This is a genomic window from Burkholderia sp. JPY481, assembly GCF_038900515.1.
Taxonomy (GTDB): Bacteria; Pseudomonadota; Gammaproteobacteria; order Burkholderiales; family Burkholderiaceae; genus Paraburkholderia; species Paraburkholderia youngii.
In genome coordinates, this window is sequence record NZ_JAYMRT010000006.1 from 255,694 (window position 1) to 271,029 (window position 15,336).

At 63.9% G+C, this 15,336-nt stretch carries 12 protein-coding genes; 5 read left to right on the forward strand and 7 right to left on the reverse strand.

What is annotated here, in order from left to right:
* Positions 1 to 143 precede the first annotated feature (143 nt).
* The 5 genes from VSR82_RS17510 to VSR82_RS17530 all read left to right on the forward strand — a co-directional run bounded on the left by VSR82_RS17510 (position 144) and on the right by VSR82_RS17530 (position 7,490).
* Positions 144 to 2,195: a hybrid sensor histidine kinase/response regulator gene (locus VSR82_RS17510; protein WP_429462477.1), complete on the forward strand. Its 2,052-nt coding sequence runs from the start codon at positions 144 to 146 to the stop codon at positions 2,193 to 2,195.
* A gap of 298 nt (positions 2,196 to 2,493) precedes the next feature.
* Complete coding sequence (locus VSR82_RS17515) at positions 2,494 to 3,459, forward strand: LysR family transcriptional regulator (RefSeq protein WP_429462475.1); 966 nt, start codon at positions 2,494 to 2,496, stop codon at positions 3,457 to 3,459.
* A 52-nt stretch (positions 3,460 to 3,511) separates the two neighbouring features.
* Positions 3,512 to 4,921 carry an FAD-dependent tricarballylate dehydrogenase TcuA gene (tcuA, locus tag VSR82_RS17520; protein ID WP_429462473.1) on the forward strand — a complete coding sequence of 470 codons (1,410 nt, stop codon included), beginning with the start codon at positions 3,512 to 3,514 and terminating at the stop codon, positions 4,919 to 4,921.
* Positions 4,908 to 6,125 (forward strand): tricarballylate utilization 4Fe-4S protein TcuB, encoded by a 1,218-nt coding sequence (tcuB, locus tag VSR82_RS17525; RefSeq protein ID WP_429462471.1) that lies wholly within the window; start codon positions 4,908 to 4,910, stop codon positions 6,123 to 6,125. The genes tcuA and tcuB overlap by 14 nt, the downstream gene beginning before the upstream one ends.
* 45 nt (positions 6,126 to 6,170) lie before the next feature.
* Positions 6,171 to 7,490 carry an MFS transporter gene (locus tag VSR82_RS17530; protein ID WP_429462469.1) on the forward strand — a complete coding sequence of 440 codons (1,320 nt, stop codon included), beginning with the start codon at positions 6,171 to 6,173 and terminating at the stop codon, positions 7,488 to 7,490.
* 139 nt (positions 7,491 to 7,629) lie between these two features.
* Here VSR82_RS17530 and VSR82_RS17535 read toward each other — a convergent pair whose 3' ends face one another.
* From VSR82_RS17535 to VSR82_RS17565, 7 genes are all read right to left on the reverse strand, one after another.
* Positions 7,630 to 8,721 carry a porin gene (locus tag VSR82_RS17535; protein ID WP_368583820.1) on the reverse strand — a complete coding sequence of 364 codons (1,092 nt, stop codon included), beginning with the start codon at positions 8,719 to 8,721 and terminating at the stop codon, positions 7,630 to 7,632.
* A gap of 70 nt (positions 8,722 to 8,791) precedes the next feature.
* The gene (gene dmpG / locus VSR82_RS17540; protein ID WP_429462467.1) at positions 8,792 to 9,808 is read right to left on the reverse strand and encodes a 4-hydroxy-2-oxovalerate aldolase; all 1,017 of its coding nucleotides are present in this window, start codon (positions 9,806 to 9,808) and stop codon (positions 8,792 to 8,794) included.
* A gap of 13 nt (positions 9,809 to 9,821) precedes the next feature.
* Complete coding sequence (locus VSR82_RS17545) at positions 9,822 to 10,772, reverse strand: acetaldehyde dehydrogenase (acetylating) (protein ID WP_498857959.1); 951 nt, start codon at positions 10,770 to 10,772, stop codon at positions 9,822 to 9,824.
* Between the two features lie 13 nt (positions 10,773 to 10,785).
* Positions 10,786 to 11,574 (reverse strand): 2-keto-4-pentenoate hydratase, encoded by a 789-nt coding sequence (gene mhpD, locus VSR82_RS17550; protein WP_429463616.1) that lies wholly within the window; start codon positions 11,572 to 11,574, stop codon positions 10,786 to 10,788.
* A gap of 96 nt (positions 11,575 to 11,670) precedes the next feature.
* On the reverse strand, positions 11,671 to 13,209 hold the full coding sequence (locus VSR82_RS17555; protein WP_368587738.1) for a bifunctional 3-(3-hydroxy-phenyl)propionate/3-hydroxycinnamic acid hydroxylase: 1,539 nt from the start codon (positions 13,207 to 13,209) through the stop codon (positions 11,671 to 11,673).
* Between the two features lie 106 nt (positions 13,210 to 13,315).
* Positions 13,316 to 14,170 (reverse strand): 2-hydroxy-6-oxo-6-phenylhexa-2,4-dienoate hydrolase, encoded by an 855-nt coding sequence (bphD, locus tag VSR82_RS17560; protein WP_368587739.1) that lies wholly within the window; start codon positions 14,168 to 14,170, stop codon positions 13,316 to 13,318.
* A 53-nt stretch (positions 14,171 to 14,223) separates the two neighbouring features.
* Positions 14,224 to 15,147, reverse strand: coding sequence for a VOC family protein (locus tag VSR82_RS17565; RefSeq protein WP_410849982.1), 924 nt, complete (start codon positions 15,145 to 15,147; stop codon positions 14,224 to 14,226).
* Positions 15,148 to 15,336 lie beyond the last annotated feature (189 nt).

Here is a 15,336-nt window from a genome sequence, read left to right on the forward strand (position 1 = left end):
TCCAACCTCGGCCGATCGATACTATTAATAGTCGCAAGCGACATATCCGATATAAAACGGGCCATGAGAGAGAAGTTGATTGACATAAGCCAGCGTGCCAGGGCGGCATCGCGGGCTCACCGCGCTCGTCCGGGGGCGTCTCGATGAAACGGGATCTCGATCCGGATTCCCGCGGCGCGATCACGCTAAACGGGCTGGCGCGCCAGCTGGGACGTACCCGTGAGCAGCTGATGCAGCGCTGGATCGCCGAGACCTCGGAGCAGGGCGCGCACCCCGCCGATGCGGACAGTGGACACGGACTGACCGACTGTTTCGCCTACATGCTGGCCGAGGTATGCGCGTCCTTGCTGGTCGCCGACAGCGACCCGTCCCTATCCGATCATGTAGGCATCGCGCAGCCTGGCAGGTTCTGGCCGGACGACTGGCGGGTCACGGATCTGTTTCGCAACATGGATCTGATGCAGCGCTCTCTGAAGCACGAGATCCGCGCGTATTTCGGTCCCGTTGCCGCTTCCGTCGACGTTCACATGCGCGCGCACGACGTTGTCGAGCGCACCTTTCGCGCGATGATCGAAAACGCGATCGAGGCGCACATGCAACGTCAGACGGCCGAGGTGGCGGCGGCACAGGACAGCCTGCACACCGCGCTGACCGCGCTGAAGCTCACGGAGGAGCGGCTGCGAGTCGCGACGAGCGCGGCGGGCATCGGCATCTTCGAGTGGTGTGGCGCGTCGCGACAAGGCGTGTGGGAAAACCGCCGGATGTATGAAATCACCGGGCAACCCGAGGACAGGGGGCCGTTGACGGAAACCGAGTTCATGACGTCGGTCGTTCATCCGGACGATGTCGAACTGCTGCGAAGTCATTTCCAGTCCCGGCGAATCTCCGGCGAGCCGGTGCATGTCGCGTTCCGGCTGCACCGTGTAATCGACCGTGCGCTCAGGACCGTCGAAATGTTCGGGTATCTGCGACCGCCCGTTCATCAGGACGATTACACGTTCATTGGCAGCTTGTGCGACGTGACGGAGCGCGCCGACGCGGAGGCGAAACTGCGCGACGCCGATCGCCGCAAGGACATCTTTCTGGCCACGCTCGCGCACGAGCTGCGCAATCCGCTGGCGCCCGTGCGCAACGCCGCGCATCTGCTGGGTCACAGCGCGGGAGCCGATCCCGCCAAACGCGAGTGGCTGCGCAATGTGATCGAACGCCAGACCGGTCACCTGTCGCATCTGATCGACGACCTGCTCGATGTTTCGAGAATCACCACCGGCAAGATCGTTTTGAAGCGCGAGGTCTTCGATATCAGGCTGGCACTCGACCACGCTCTGGAAATCACGATGCCGGCTGCGTTGCAGCGGCATCACGACATCGTGCGTCTGCCGCTGGAACATCCGGTGTACGTGCACGGCGACCCGGCGCGCATCACTCAGACATTTTCGAATCTGCTCGATAACGCGATCAAATACACCGACGATGGTGGCCGGATCGTCGTATGCGCGACGCTCGTCGGTCAGGAAGTGTCCGTGACTGTGTCGGACACGGGCACGGGTATTTCGGACGATGCACTGCCTCACGTGTTCGATCTGTTCGTCCAGGGTTCGTGCCACGGCGAGCCGTCGCGGGGCGGTCTAGGGATCGGGCTGTCGGTGTGCAAGACGCTGACCGAGATGCACGGCGGGACCATTGCCGCGAGGAGCGAAGGCAAGAACAGAGGCAGTGAATTCGAAATACGTCTACCCGTTTGCCAGGCCCGTAACCAGGACGCTAAGGACGGTACCGAAGCCGGTCTGCCGGCGTCCGACCGATTGCGGGTTCTGATCGTCGACGACAACAGCGACGCCGCGCTTTCGCTCGCGATGATTCTCGACACGCACGATGTGCGCACCGCACACAGCGGCGAAGACGCGCTTCACATCGCGGCTGCGTTCGAGCCGCAGATCGTGTTCCTCGATCTTGGGCTGCCGGGAATCAGCGGCTATGAGGTCGCGCGTCGGCTGAGGGATCATCAGGCGGCGGGCAAGCACCTCGAGATCGTCGCCGTGTCGGGATATGGTCAGCCCGAGGACGTGGCTCACTCGGCGGAGGCGGGGTGTGATGCGCATCTCGTCAAACCCGTCGATATCGAGGAGTTGCTCGCGATCATCAGGCGGATCACCGGAGAAAATCCGGACCTCAGTCGCCAATCGAGCGGATAACTCACCGGCCGTCACCCCGGCGATGATCGTTGCCCGGCCGTGATCCAGACGATTCGCTCGATCACGATCGGACTGGCGCGTTGCGCCCGCATGACGCTGGGATCGTTCTACGGGATGACCCGATGTGATGGGAACGCTGGCTGGCCGGGTACGCTGTTTGATGAGTCAAGCCCGAAGGGCGACGAATCATGAGCGGCCAATGACGCGGTATGCACGTGAATGCGAGCCGTGACGCGCCGTCTGTACCCATTTTCAATCTGCGACAATAGCCGCGATTCTCGTCCACGCCGATCGTGAAATGGAACTCAGACAATTACGCTATTTCCTCAGCGTCGTCGAACACGGCAGCATGGGAAAGGCCGCGCTCGAACTCGGCGTCGTCACTTCCGCGCTGAGTCAGCAGATCAGCCGCCTCGAAGGCGAACTGTCGACGCGCCTGCTGCAGCGCACTTCCAGCGGCGTCGTGCCGACCGATGCCGGTCTCGCGTTCTGGCGTCAGGCGCAACTCGCGCTGCGTCATATCGACGACGCGGCGCTCGCCGCGCGCGCTGCCCGGCTCTCGGGCCACGTCAGCGTCGGCATGGCGCCGAGCACCGCCAGCGTGCTCGGCGTCCCCTTCATGCAGGCCATGCGCGCGCGCTATCCCGAGGTGCGGCTGCGCATCGTCGAAAGCCTGTCCGGGTATCTGGCGTCGATGCTGAGCGCGCGCCAGATCGATCTTGCCGTGCTGTTTCGCCCGGAGCCCGCGCAGCGCTGGAGCGTCGTGTCGCTGCTCGACGAGCGGCTGTTCGTGATCGGCCGGCACGAGCTCAAAGACATGCCGGCGGGCGCGAGCGTGCGTCTCGGGCAACTCGGCAAGCTTCCGCTCGTCCTTCCGAGCGGCGCGCACGGCCTGCGCTCGCTGCTGTCCGCCGCGTTCAAGCGGGCCAAATATGAACCGAACATCGCGGCCGAAGTGGACGGCCTCGCGCTGCTGATGGACGTCGTGCGCACGGGCATCGCCGCGACCATCCAGCCCGGCGCCGCGCTCGCGCGGCCGGAGAACGCGGTTTTGGCTAGCGTGCCGGTGACCGAAAGCTTCGCCACACGGCCCAATATGATCGCGAGCATCTCCGACGACGAGCTTTCACCCGCGGGGCTCGCCGCGCGCGTGGTGCTCGCCGACGTCGCGCGCGAACTGGTGCGCGAAGGCCGCTGGCCCGGCGCGCGCCTGCGTCAGTCGGAGGCCTTCACAAAAACTGAAGGCCCGTTGACGGCCCGCTGATGGCGGAGGACGAGCGCGACCATTAGAGTGCGTCCGAAAGGAGGCCCACAAGATGGTCGACGTACTCGTAATCGGAGGAGGCAATGCGGCGCTTTGCGCGGCATTGATGGCGCGCGAAGCCGGCGCGTCGGTTCTGCTGCTCGAATCCGCGCCGCGCGAATGGCGCGGCGGCAATTCCCAACACACCCGCAATTTGCGCTGCATGCACGACGCGCCGCAGGACGTGCTCGTCGATGCCTATCCGGAAGAAGAATTCTGGCAAGACCTGCTGAAAGTCACCGGCGGTATCACGAATGAGCATCTCGCGCGGCTGACGATTCGCGCGTCGTCGTCGTGCCGGCCCTGGATGCAAAAGCACGGCGTACGCTTTCAGCCGCCGCTGTCGGGCGCGCTGCATGTGGCGCGCACCAACGCGTTTTTCATGGGTGGCGGCAAGGCGCTCGTGAACGCCTATTACCGCAGCGCCGAAGCGCTGGGTGTCGAGATTCGCTACGACACGCCCGTCGATTCGGTGGAACTCGACGGCGGCCGTTTCGTCGCGGCCCGAAGCGGTAACCAGCGCTTCGAGGCGCGCGCCTGCGTGCTGGCGGCAGGCGGCTTCGAATCGAACCGCGAATGGCTGCGCGAGGCCTGGGGACAAAACGAGCGCGGCGAATGGCCCGCCGACAACTTCCTGATCCGCGGCACGCGCTTCAACAAGGGCGTGCTGATCCGCCACATGATGGATGCCGGCGCGGACATGATCGGCGATCCGTCGCAGTCGCACTGCGTGGCCATCGATGCGCGCGCGCCGCTCTATGACGGCGGCATCTGCACGCGCATCGACTGCGTGTCGCTCGGCGTGGTCGTCAATCGCGAGGCCGAGCGCTTCTACGACGAAGGCGAGGACTTCTGGCCGAAACGCTATGCGATCTGGGGGCGCCTCGTTGCGCATCAGCCGGGGCAGATCGGCTACTCGATCATCGATTCGAAGGCGATCGGCCGCTTCATGCCGCCGGTGTTTCCCGGCGTAAAGGCCGACACGCTGCCCGAACTCGCACGGCAGTTGAAGCTGCCGGAAGCGCGCTTCATGGAGACGCTGTCGCGTTACAACGAGTCCTGCCGCGTCGGCAGCTTCGATCACACGTCGCTCGACGACTGCCATACCGAAGGCGTCACGCCGCCCAAGACGCACTGGGCGCGCCCTATCGACACGCCGCCGTTCTACGGCTACGCATTGCGTCCCGGCATCACGTTCACGTATCTCGGCCTGAAGACCAACGACCGCGCCCAGGTGCACTTCGGCGGCGAGGCGAGCGAGAACCTGTTCGTCGCGGGCGAGATGATGGCGGGCAACGTGCTCGGCAAGGGCTATACAGCGGGCGTCGGCATGTCGATCGGCACGGCGTTCGGGCGCATTGCCGGCACTCAGGCCGCGCGCGCCGCACTGCAGACAACGGAGGTTTCCTGTGCAGCACACTGACACGCTCGCGCCCGAACGCACGCGCGCCGCGGCGTTCGAATCGAAGCAAGACATGCAACGCACGCGCGGCGGCTCGCGCGTGATTCCAATCGTGCCGCTGACCGCAAGCGAAGGCGAAGTGGCGCGCCAGATGCAGATCTGCAACGCGTGCCGCTATTGCGAAGGCTTCTGCGCGGTGTTCCCGGCGATGACGCGGCGCCTCGAATTCGGCAAGGCCGACGTCAACTATCTGGCCAATCTGTGCCATAACTGCGGCGCCTGTTACCACGCGTGCCAGTACGCGCCGCCGCACGAATTCGCGGTCAACGTGCCGAAGGCGATGGCGCAAGTGCGCCTCGAAACCTACACCGAATACGCGTGGCCCAAGGCGCTAGGCGGGTTGTACAAGCGCAATGGCGTGACGCTGTCGGTCGCGCTGGCGGCGGGGCTAGCTCTCTTTCTGCTGCTCGGCACGGCCATGCATGGCGGTTTGAGCGGCAACGTCGCGCCCGCGAACTTCTACGCGATCTTCCCGCACAACCTGCTGGCGGCGATGTTCGGCGCGGTCTTCCTGTTTGCCATCGTGGCGCTCGGCATCGGCGTGACGCGCTTCTGGCGCGACGTGTCGCCAGGAACCGCGAACGCGAGCGCGCCGGCCGTGACGGAGGCGGCGAAACACGCGTTGACGCTCAGGTATCTCGACGGCGGACATGGCGACGGCTGCAACGAATCGAACGATGCCTTCACGCTCGCGCGGCGGCGCTTTCACCACTTCACGTTCTACGGCTTCATGCTGTGTTTCGCGGCAACGGTGGTGGCGACGCTCTATCACTACCTGCTCGGCGAGGAAGCCCCGTATCCGTTCTTCAGCTTGCCGGTATTGCTGGGTACGGCGGGCGGGATCGGCCTGATCGTCGGGCCCTTGGGGCTGCTGTGGCTCAACCTGAAGCGCCATCCGGAGCAGGGCGATGCGCGCCAGCGTCCGATGGACCGTGCCTTCATCGCGCTGCTGTTGCTCACGAGCGCGTCGGGCCTCGGGCTGCTGGCGCTGCGCGAAACGGCGGCGATGCCGTGGCTGCTGGCGGTGCATCTGGGCATCGTGATCGCGTTGTTCGCAACGCTTCCGTACGGCAAGTTCGCGCACGGCATTTTCCGTTCGGCGGCGCTGCTCAAATCGTCTATCGAAAAGCGCCAGCCCAATACGTTGGGTCTCGGCTCGGACTAGGCGCGACACGCGCCGCATATTGTCATAACAACAGGGGACATATTCATGAACGCTACCGAACCACTAGCCGGCACGCCGGTCGGGGCGCGCTCGTCCAAAGCCGCGGCCGTACTGCGCGTGACGAGCGGCAACTTTCTCGAACAGTTCGACTTCTTTCTGTTCGGCTTCTACGCGACGTCGATCTCGAAGATATTCTTCCCGGCGTCGAGCGAGTTCGCGTCGCTGATGCTGACCTTCGCCGTGTTCGGCGCGGGCTTTCTGATGCGTCCGTTGGGCGCGATCTTTCTCGGCGCCTATATCGACAAGGTAGGGCGGCGCACCGGCCTGATCGTCACGCTGTCGATCATGGCGAGCGGCACGATCCTGATCGCGTGCGTGCCCGGTTACGCGACCATCGGCCTGCTCGCGCCCGCGCTCGTTCTGCTCGGGCGGCTGTTGCAGGGCTTCTCGGCGGGCGCGGAACTGGGCGGCGTGTCGGTGTATCTCGCGGAAATGGCCACGCCCGGCGCACGTGGCTTCTACACGAGTTGGCAGTCGGCCAGCCAGCAGGTCGCGATCGTGATGGCGGCGGCGCTCGGCTACGGATTGAATCACTGGATGAGCGCGCAGCAGATCGGCGCGTGGGGCTGGCGCATTCCGTTTTTCATCGGCTGCGCGATCGTACCGTTCCTGTTCCTCCTGCGCCGTTCGCTGCAGGAAACCGCCGCGTTCGAGGCGCGCCGCCATCATCCGCAGACGCGCGAGATCTTCGCGATGCTGCTCAGCAACTGGCGCACGGTGATCGCCGGCATGCTGCTCACCGCGATGACGACGACCACGTTCTATCTGATCACCGTCTACACGCCGACCTTCGGTAAGTCCGTTCTCAAACTGTCGACGTCGGATAGCCTGATGGTGACGTTGCTGGTGGGCGTGTCGAACTTCATCTGGCTTCCGATCGGCGGCGCGCTGTCCGATCGGATCGGCCGCAAGCCGATTCTGCTCGCCATTTCCGTGCTGGCGATTTTCACCGCGTATCCGGCATTGTCGTGGCTCGCCGCGGCGCCGAGTTTCGGCCGCATGCTGAGCGTGCTGCTGTGGTTCTCGTTCTTCTTCGGCATGTATAACGGCGCGATGGTCGCCGCGCTTACCGAGGTGATGCCGGCGGAGGTGCGCGTCGCGGGTTTTTCGCTGGCGTTCAGTCTCGCGACGGCGCTGTTCGGCGGCTTCACGCCGGCCGTGTCGACCTTCCTGATCGAAACCACGCACGACAAGGCCGCGCCCGGCTACTGGCTCAGTTTCGCCGCGCTGTGCGGGCTTGGCGCGACGCTTGGACTCTATCGGCGGCGCGCGGGGCGGGCGGCTTCGACGGCGCAACGCTTTTAGCGTGTTGCCGTTGACGCGCCGAGCTGGATGGAGAGGGTGCCGCCATGCCTGGCGGCGCGCTCTCGTGCAGATGATATGAGGCCCGCCGAGTTTCCTCGGCGGGCCCCGATGCGCATGAAACTACAAGGTCAGTCGAGAATCAGAACGCGGTGCGAAGGCCAACTCGTGCAATGGCCTGCGACGCCGTGCTGGACGATCCGTTGGGACCCATGATGCCGTTGATGGCAGCGTGCGAACCTGCGCTCGCCTTCTGATAAACGCCCTCCGCATAGACCATGCTCCGCTTGGAGAGCGAATAGTTCAGCGTTGCGCCGAGCTGATGCGCGTGGTTGTTGTCGAGTTCCTCGTTACCCTTCAGGTACATATAGTTCCCGCCGAAGGACCATGCGGGAGTAATCTGCCAACTGGCGCCGACTTGCGCGGCATAGGCCGCGGCGCCGTTGAACGAGTTGCGCACGGTCGTGAAGTCCGCGACCGTGTAGACGGGTCCGATTACATAGTGCGCGCCGACACCCCAGTTCGTGATCGGAATTTGCGGCGAGCCGGTGCTGGAGCCGGGATATTTCGCTTTGGTGTAGGCGGCCCCGACTCCGAACGGACCGGCACCGTAATTCAGCCCGAAGCTCATGGTCGAATTCGACCCGAACGAACCAGCCACTCCGCCGAGCGAATACAACGCCCCAGCGGACAAGCCCGCAAACACCGGTGATTGATACTTGATCGAATTGGCCGCCGGGATGCCGCTCGTGCGGCTCCAGTCGAACCAGCCGGTCGGGTTTTGCGGAATATTCAGTTTCTGGAACGGGCCTGCCGCGAAGTTGTACAAGCCGCCAGTGAACACGGCGGGAGCATTGCCTGCCTCGGACAGCGACGTCGTCATGAAATCTAAGACATTGCCGAAAGTCAGCTTGCCGAAGGTAGAACTATCCAGACCCACGTAAGCGTTTCGCCCGAAGATGCCCGGCTGCACCGTCGCGCCCGTACCGAGCTGAAACTGGTTCTCCAGCTTGAAAATGACCTTGTTTCCAGCGCCGATATCTTCGGCGCCCTGCAAGCCGAACAGGTTCGGCGTATAGATGCCGTCGTCAAACTTCGTGACCGAATGCCCGCCCTGGTTCGTCACATAGGACACGCCGCCGTCAATCAGACCGTACAGCGTGACGTTGCTCTGCGCGAACGCGTATCCGGCAGGCAGAAATCCCAAAAGAATTGCAATGGAATGTTTTTTCATTCCAGTCTCCAGATAGTGTATTTGATCGATCTTTTTTGGCAGCTTCAATGAGGCGGCTCATTCGCGCCCATCAAGCCTGGCGTGCGTGTTTCAAGTCGAGTGCGACGTCGACGATCATGTCTTCCTGACCGCCGACCATGCGGCGCTTGCCCAGTTCGACCAGAATGTCGACGGTCTTCAGGCCGTACTTGTTCGCGGCCACTTCCGAATGACGCAGGAAGCTCGAATACACGCCGGCATAACCGAGCGCGAGCGTTTCGCGATCGACGCGCACCGGGCGGTCCTGCAGCGGACGCACGATGTCGTCGGCGGCGTCCATCAGCGTGTAGAGATCGGTGCCGTGATTCCAGCCCATGCGCTCCGCTGCCGCGATGAACACTTCGAGCGGCGCATTGCCCGCGCCCGCGCCCATGCCCGCGAGCGAGGCGTCGATCCGGTCGCAACCTTCTTCCACCGCGACGATCGAGTTCGCCACGCCCAGCGACAGGTTGTGGTGCGCGTGCATGCCCGTTTGCGTTTCGGGTTTCAGCACCGCCTTCACCGCGCGGAAACGATCGCGCACGTCGTTCATCGTCAGTGCGCCGCCTGAGTCGACCACGTAAATGCAGGTCGCGCCGTAGCTTTCCATCTTCTTCGCTTCGACTGCCAGGTTCTCCGGCGTGCTCATGTGGCTCATCATCAGGAAGCCGACGGTGTCCATGCCGAGTTCGCGTGCGTATTCGATGTGCTGCTTCGAAATGTCCGCTTCCGTGCAATGCGTCGCGATACGCACCACGCGTGCGCCCGCGTTGTACGCGGCCTTCAGGTCGTGAATCGTGCCGATCCCGGGCAGCAGCAGCGTCGCGATCTTCGCGTGCTCGACGACGTCGGCGACCGCCTCGATCCATTCAAGGTCGCTATGCGCGCCGAAGCCGTAGTTGAAGCTCGACCCTTGCAGGCCATCGCCGTGCGCCACTTCAATCGAATCGACTTTCGCCTTGTCCAATGCGCGCGCGATGTCCTGCACGTTCTGGATCGAGTACTGGTGACGAATCGCGTGGCTGCCGTCGCGCAGCGTCACGTCGGAGATATAGAGTTTTTTGTCCATGCGGGAAGTCTCCTTAAGCCTCTGATGCCTGTACGAGCGCCTGCGCCATGCGCTCGGCGGTCGCGAGCGCGGCCGAAGTCATGATGTCGAGATTGCCGGCATAGGCAGGGAGGTAGTGCGCGGCGCCTTCCACTTCGAGAAACACCGAGGTCTTCAAACCGCTGAACATGCCGAGGCCCGGAATATTGAGCGGCGCGTTCGCCGGGATTACATCGAACTGCACCTTCTGCTTCAGGCGATAGCCGGGCACGTAGGCGTGAACCTTCGCGACCATCTCCTCGATCGACTGCTCGACCTGGTCGAGGTCGGCCATCTCCGACAGCGTATAGACGGTGTCGCGCATCATCACCGGCGGCTCGGCCGGATTGAGCACGATGATCGCCTTGCCTTTCGCCGCGCCGCCGACCACTTCGATCGCCTTCGACGTCGTCTCGGTGAACTCGTCGATATTCGCGCGCGTGCCGGGCCCGGCCGACTTGCTGCTGATCGACGCGACGATCTCCGCGTAGTGGACCTTGGCGACGCGCGACACGGCCGCGACCATCGGAATCGTCGCCTGACCACCGCAGGTCACCATGTTCACGTTGGGTGCGTCGATATGCGCGTCGAGATTGACGACTGGTACGCAATACGACCCGATCGCGGCCGGCGTCAGGTCGATCAGGCGAATGCCAGGCTTGCGAGCACGCAGGAACGCATCGTTCTTCACGTGCGCGCCGGCCGAAGTCGCGTCGAACACGAAATCGATGTCTTCGAACACCGGCAGACGCGTCAGACCTTCGACGCCTTCATGCGTGGTCGCGACGCCAAGCCGCGCGGCGCGCGCGAGACCGTCGGAGTTCGGATCGATGCCGACCATCGCCGCCATCTCCAGATGCCGGCTGTTGCGCATGATCTTGATCATCAGATCCGTGCCGATGTTGCCGGAGCCGATGATCGCGACTTTCAGTTTTTCGGAAGTCATATTGCGTCCTGATTCAAGCGGTAAACGTCGCACGCACGCTGCCGAGGCCTTCGATCTGCGCGCAGTAAGTGCCCGGCTCCTTGACGGCGGCCATCGGGCCGAGCGCGCCGGTCAGCACGACGTCGCCGGCGCGCAGCGGCGTGCCCAACTGGACCATGCGATCCGCGAGCCACACGGCGGCGTTCAGCGGATTGCCGAGACACGCCGCGCCGCTGCCGCGCGAGAGCACTTCGCCGTCGCGCGACAGCGTCATCGCGCACGCGGTGAGGTCGATCCGCGACAGCGGCACCGGCCGGCTGCCGAGCACGAACAGCGCGCTCGACGCGTTGTCCGCCACCGTATCGACGAAGCGGATGTCCCAGTTCTCGATGCGGCTGTCCACGACCTCGATCGCGGCCAATGCGTACGCACTGGCGCGCAGGATGTCCACGAACGTGTGCTTGTCGTGCGTGAGGTCGTGTTCGAGCACCAGCGCGATTTCGGCTTCGACCTTCGGCTGGATCAGCTTCGACAGCGGCATCGGTTCACTGTCGCCGTAGGCCATGCCGGCGAACAGCGCGCCGAAGTCCGGCTGATCGACGCCAAGCTGCTTCTGCACGGCGAGCGACGTCAGACCGATCTTGCGGCCGACGATGCGCTCGCCGTTCGCGACGCGCAGATCGACGTTCGCCTGCTGCACTGCGTAAGCGGTAGCGATGTCGTCGACTGGGATATCTCCGCGTACGGGCGAGATGGTCTGGCGCGACGCTTCAGCGTTGCGCAGACGCGAGGCCAGCGCATTGACGACGTTGGCATCATGCATGTTCATGTTTCTCCCTGGGTTGAGGCGTGTCGGGATACGGGTAGGCGGCATTCGTCGCCTACCCGTTCGTCGACCGATGTCACTTAGTGCGGCGTGTCAGGCAGGAACCGCAAGACCGCTGACGTCGGCGCAGGCGACGAAGCGATCGGGGCGCAGCGCGACTGCGCGCGCACCGTACTTGCGCAACCATGGGCGCAGTACGCCGTCGAGGTCGACGAATTCGTCGCAGCCCTTGGTGTGCTGATCCTGCTGGCGCAAAGCGATGTAGCGGGCGCCGAGCTGGTCCCACGCCGCTTTTTCAGCGGGCGAGAGCAGCGTGGCGGGATCGACGTCGTCGCCGAGCAGCACGAAGCCGTCGCCGAGCAGGTCGTCCAGCCGTGCCATCACCCCGCGGTTATCGCCGACGACGGGTTGCGGCACCATGCGGCCCACGATGCTGTCGTTGGCGAGCGGACCGCGCAGCCAGCCGGCTTCCAGCACCGGCGGCGCGATGAGCGGCTGCTCCGGCGCGTCGGGCGGAGGCGGTGCGTTGAGCGCGGCCTGCTCTTCTTCGGAGAGTTCCTGCTTGATGATGCGGCCGAGTTGTACGGCAAGGCCGGTGTAGAACGCCGCATTGGGCCGGCGTTCCGTTTCGTAGGTGTCGAGGAATTGCTCGGGCAGCGTGCCCTTGAGCACACCAGCGAGCTTCCAGCCCAGATCGAACGCGTCGCGCATGCCGGTTTGCATGCCCGCGCCAGCCCAGGGCGGCATCAGATGCGCCGCGTCGCCCGCGAGGAACACGCGCCCGACACGCCACTTGTCGGCCATCCGCGTATGGTGGCGATAGAACGCATACTGGTGGATTTCGACGTCGTCCTCGGTGACGCCGAGTGCTTTCAGCAGCGGCCAGACTTCCTCGTTCGTCGCGAAGTCCGCTTCCGACTCGGTAGGCTTCAGCGGCAGTTCCCAGCGATGGTTGCCGCCAGACAGCGCGATGTCCACCACCGGCCGTTCCTTGTCGGACCAGAACGTCAGCAGGTTGCGGTCCGGCCACCAGCGCTTGACGCGGCAGTCGATCACGATCCACTGCACGTCGAGCGTATCGCCGAGCAGCTTGACGCCGAGCTTGCCGCGCGTGGCACTGCTGCCGCCGTCGCAGCCGATCACGTAGCGCACGCGGGTCTGTTTCGTTTCGCCCGTCGAGAGGTCCTTTGCGGTTACCGTGACGCCGGTTTCATCCTGCTCCAGCGATACGACCTCGAAGCCGTAATGCACGTCGATGTACTCGGCGTGCTTCGCCGCGCATTCGCGCAGCGTCGACTCCATCGTCGGCTGATAGATGTTGAAGAAGCGCGGCTTGATGCCGAGCGTCGAAGGCGGGTGCTCGATACGCAAGATCTCGGTGCCGTCATAGCGCATCCAGCGTAGCGCGCGTTGTGGATCGATCTGCTTCAGCACTGGTTCGTCGACGCCGAGGTTCTGGAAGATGCGCATCGTCCAGTCGTTGACGGTGACGGCGCGCGCACGCTGGTAAATGTCTTTGTGTTGCTCGAACGCGATGGTGGAAATGCCGTGTTTCGCGAGGGTCAGCGCGGCGATCACGCCGGTCGGTCCATAGCCGACGATGGCAACCTCGGCGTCGTACTCATTGGTCATATCTTGTCTCCACTAGATATTCTGGATGTTCACGGTGGCAGCGGGATGCGCGTGTTCGCAGCACAAGGACCCGCGATGACGGCGACCGCCGCCCGTCGCCCGCTTTTTAGTTATTCAGGAAGTCGATGACGAGGCGGTTGAATTCGTCGGCGTGTTCCCACTGAGCCCAGTGGCCGCACTGCGGCAGGATATGGAGTCGCGCATCCTGCAAGGTATTGATCATGCGCAGGCCGTGATCGAGAGGCACGAAGCGGTCGTCGCGGCCCCACGTGATCAGCGTCTTGTGAGCGATTTGCGGAAAGCGTGCGGACAGGTCCCATGTCGTCACGGGGCAAAGCTTCGAACTCGCGATGAAGTTCTTCAGGTGATTCAGGTTCGACTCGATGTTGTTCCAGCGTCCGCGGCGCAACTCCTCGGTGATTGCGCCAGGCCAGTACACGAACACTTCGAGCATGGCCTCGAAGTTCTCATAGGTGGGTTCCGCATAGAGCTTGAACATGCGTTTGATGCCTTCGCCCGGCTGAGGCTGGAGGATGCTCGGACCCTGAGCGCCCGGTCCCATCAACACCATGCGATCGAGGCGTTCCGGATACTCCAGTGCGAAGCTCAATGCCGAGGCACCGCCCATCGAGTTGCCGACGAGATGCACGTTGGCGATGCCGAGCGCGTCGAGCACCCCTTTGGTCGCGCGCGCGTTCAGCAGGTTGCGCGGCACGTCGCTGACGATCTCGCCTGATTTGTTGAAGCCGGGGCTGTCGATGAGCAGCACTCGAAACCCCGCGTTCACCAGCGCGTCGACATTGCGGTAGTAGTTGCTCCAGCCGCTCGCGCCGGGCCCGCCGCCGTGCAGCATGGCGACGGCCGGGCCGTGGCCGGCGTCGTTGAAATGGATGGTGAAGTTCTCGAGACCAGGTTCGTTGATCGTCACGAACTTGCTGGTGTTGGCTTCGGTCAAGGTCATACTGTGGCTCCAGGAATTTGGTCTTGCAGTCAAGCTAGGTGATGAGTCGGGATTCAATGCGCGTTGGGGGCGGGCGCGCCGGGCGGCGGATTCAGTTTGTGTCCCCAGTCGCTGAGTTCGGAGTAGCGCTTGATTTCCCATGTGTCGTCGTCAACCACGATGCCGCCCGCGCCGAATTCGATCGCGAAACCGGACGGCGAGATCATGTAGAACGAGAACATCTGGTCGTTGGGGTGATGGCCCAGTTCCATCAGGATCGGCACGCCGGCCTGCTTGCAGCGGTCGTAGGCGAGGCCGACGTCGTTCGCGTCGGTGCACTCGACCATGATGTGGTGGATACGTTTGGGGACCGGGAACGGAACGTCCGCGACCGCCATCGAGTGATGACGTCCGCTGCGAGCGTGAAAGAACGTCACGTCGAGGTTCACGCCCGGTGCGGCTTCGCCAGTGATCGAGTCGCTGAGCTTCAGGCCGAGCACGTCCTGGCAAAACGCCTTGGCGCGCGCACTCTGCTTCGGTACGGTCACGAAGTGGCCAGCACCCAGGCGTCCGGTGCTGAATGCTCCGCGCAGTACCGAGGAGCGGAACGCGTCGCGTGTGTGAGCGCGGTACGCGCAGCTATAGAACTCGTGGCTGATGCCGTCGGGATCGTGGCATACGAACAGGCGGGCTACGCGGCGCTGTTCGGCGATTTCGCGATCCGCCTCGACGATTCCGGCTCCGCGGGCACGCGCCTGATCGACGAACGCGTCGAGCTGCGCATCCGTTTCGAATTCCCAGCCGGCGGCGAGGAAGTCGTCGAGCTCGCTCTTGACCAACAGGAAGCGCTGCTCGTAATCATCCATACGCAGGCCGAGCGATTCGCCGGCGACGCGCCTGCCCACCTGCAAACCCAGTACGTTGACGGCGAACCCCTCCCATGCTGCCAGGTCGCTTACGCCAAGGACCATATACCCCAGTGTCGACACGCTGTGCATAGCTCTCCCTATGTTCAAGTTCTGATGACGGGCCATTGGCCCGGAAATGTTGCGAAGCACTCTGCGGTGCGTGCCCGTGTCTCGATCGGGCGATGAGGAGCAACGCCCAATCCGGACGATGGTCTGGCTCATTCCCACAGTTCGAATTAGTGTACCGATCGGTCCAATCGCAGACAGCCAGGGCAAACC